Here is a 1,844-nt window from a genome sequence, read left to right as displayed (position 1 = left end):
TTCAAACAAAACGAAATTTTTGAAGTTACAAATGATTGGGATGCTGAGTTACTCGAAGCCAACCAAATCAGTAATAAAATTTTCCTCGTCGCCATGTATTATGCTACGGGTCGCGGGGCATCCAAAGACTCCCATTTATCTCCGTTTGGTGATATGTCGGGAATTGAACACCACGCTCATGCGGTCAATACCATCCTAAACCAAGACTTTTTATCCACAGTGCCAAACTGGGGAATCTTTTTGATTTATTTGGCTCTGGGAGTGATGATTGGTTTTCTACAACCAAGAGTTAAAACTCATATTGGTTTTGTGATTATGTTAACTCAGTTGTTACTTTATGTTGTGGCAACTCTCTATATTTTCCAAACATTCAACCTGATCACAGTCCTTCCTTCGGTTATGATAGAGCAGATTGTGGTCTTTGTTGCCATCATCGGATTTAGAATCTTAACAGAAGAAGAAAACGTAAAATACATCCGCCAAACCTTTTCGAAATTCGTATCGAAAGACGTCGTGGATGAACTCCTCAAACACCCTGACAATTTGGCTCTGGGTGGATCCAAACGAGAGATCACCATTTTCTTCTCCGACGTTCGTGGGTTTACAACGATTTCCGAACAGTTGGGTCCAGAAGATTTGGTGAAGTTACTGAACGAATACCTATCCGCAATGACCGACATCATCATTGAATATAAAGGGACCATTGATAAGTATATGGGAGATGCGATTATGGCTTTCTGGGGAGCACCTGTTCCTTTGGAAGACCATGCGTACTATGCTTGTGTGGCGGCTCTCGCTCAGCTTGATTACTTAAAAATCCTCCAACAAAAATGGGCAGAACGAAATGTTCCGGTGATCGATATTGGTTGCGGACTGAACTCAGGTCCGGCCGTTGTGGGAAACATGGGTTCCTCTCACAGGATGGAATATACCTGTATGGGTGACACAATCAACTTAGGATCCCGATTGGAAGGGTCCAATAAAATGTACACCACAAATGTGATTATCTCTGAGTATACTTACGAAAAAGTGAAAGACCGTGTGGTCACTCGGGAACTTGATTTAGTACGAGTAAAAGGAAAAACCCAACCTGTTCGGATTTACGAATTGCTTGGAATCACAAACCCAGAAGATATGGAGAAAATGAAGCGGCCTCTCCAGAAGGCGGCAACATGAAGTTTACATGCCATCTTATCCCTATCTCGACAAAATCCAATTTCCGGAAGACCTTAGAAAGATAACAGAAGCAGAACTCCCCGAGGTCTGCCATGACCTTCGGGAATACATCATCGACACCCTCTCCGACGTGGGAGGGCATTTCGCAAGTAACCTAGGTGTTGTGGAACTCACCGTTGCCCTTCACTATGTTTTCCAAACACCCACAGACAAAATTATTTGGGATGTAGGTCACCAAACCTATCCTCATAAAATCCTGACTGGCCGAAAAAAAGAACTTCCTACCGTTCGTAAGTGGCAGGGACTTTCCGGTTTTCCCAAACGCGAAGAATCGGAATATGATTTGTACAACACTGGCCATGCAGGCACATCCATTTCCCAAGCTTTGGGAGAGGCCTGCGCCCGCGACCTTATGGGAAAAGATTATAAAGTCGCTGCCGTGATTGGAGATGCTTCCATCGCCACAGGAATGGCACTCGAAGCCATGAACCATGGAGGCCATATCAAACCGAATATGTTAGTCATTTTGAATGATAACTATATGTCGATTTCCAAAAATGTGGGTTCCATTTCTAATTATCTGAATCGTATCATCTCTTCACAAATCTATAACAAAGGTAAAACGGCGTTTTATGGATTTTTAAAATGGATTCCACTCATTGGGCCCG

At 43.2% G+C, this 1,844-nt stretch carries 2 protein-coding genes; both read left to right on the top strand.

Annotated elements, in window-relative coordinates:
- Positions 1-1,176, top strand: a 1,176-nt coding sequence (locus JWG41_RS16405; protein WP_205270904.1) for an adenylate/guanylate cyclase domain-containing protein, incomplete at its 5' end; no start/stop codon positions are given.
- Positions 1,177-1,183: 7 nt separating this feature from the next.
- On the top strand, positions 1,184-1,844 hold a 661-nt coding region (locus JWG41_RS16400; RefSeq protein ID WP_332461307.1), incomplete at its 3' end, for a 1-deoxy-D-xylulose-5-phosphate synthase N-terminal domain-containing protein.

The organism is Leptospira chreensis, assembly GCF_016919165.1.
In the GTDB taxonomy this organism is placed as follows: domain Bacteria; phylum Spirochaetota; class Leptospiria; order Leptospirales; family Leptospiraceae; genus Leptospira_A; species Leptospira_A chreensis.
This window is presented reverse-complemented; position numbering and strand designations above follow the sequence as displayed.